At 44.0% G+C, this 734-nt stretch carries 1 protein-coding gene; it reads left to right on the forward strand.

Features of this window, described 5'->3' with window-relative positions; all coding sequences use genetic code 11:
• Positions 1-18: 18 nt before the first annotated feature.
• On the forward strand, positions 19-734 hold a 716-nt coding region (mltA, locus tag AB4653_RS28795), incomplete at its 3' end, for a murein transglycosylase A (protein ID WP_372106061.1).

Here is a 734-nt window from a genome sequence, read left to right on the forward strand (position 1 = left end):
ATGCATAGAATATTTAGGATGACTCTTGTGATTAAAAAATGGCTTCCCCTTGTTGCTGCCTCTTTCTTATTTGGCTGTGCTCAACCCACTGATCTTGCCCAACAACACCTTGATGGTGAATTTCCCCGAACCTTAAATAAGGTCGATTTGGTTGAATCTAATAAACCAAGAGACTTCACCGCATTTGCAGAGCAAGCTGAGATGGTGGTTTCTAAATCCCCTTCGATGGCTAAAATCTATGAGCCGCTTTATCAGCAACTCAATGAATGGGCGGTGCTGAGTGGAGAGCCGAGCGAGCTAGCGAATTTTGGTGTTCAAACTGCTCAATTAGGTGGTGGTGATAAACAAGGTAATGTTTTATTCACGGGTTACTTTTCTCCTGTAATGGAACTGCGACATGAAGCAAACGAAGAATACCGATTCCCTGTTTATGGGCTTCCAGAGTGTGATAAAGAGTGTCCAACACGCGAAGAGATCTACAACGGTGCATTAGAAGGCCAAGGTCTTGAGTTAGGTTATTCAGCAAACCGTATCGACCCATTTATGATGGAAGTACAGGGCAGCGGCTTTGTGCATTTCGGAGATGATGACACGCTGCAGTATTTTGCATACGCGGGTAAGAACAATAAAGCTTACGTGAGTATTGGCCGTGTTTTGATCGAAAGAGGTTTAGTGCCACGCGAAAAAATGTCATTGAAAGCTATCAAAGAGTGGGTCTTGGCAAACGATCCTGA

The sequence above is a fragment of the Vibrio sp. 10N.222.48.A3 genome, assembly GCF_041475345.1.
Classification (GTDB): Bacteria; Pseudomonadota; Gammaproteobacteria; order Enterobacterales; family Vibrionaceae; genus Vibrio; species Vibrio tasmaniensis_A.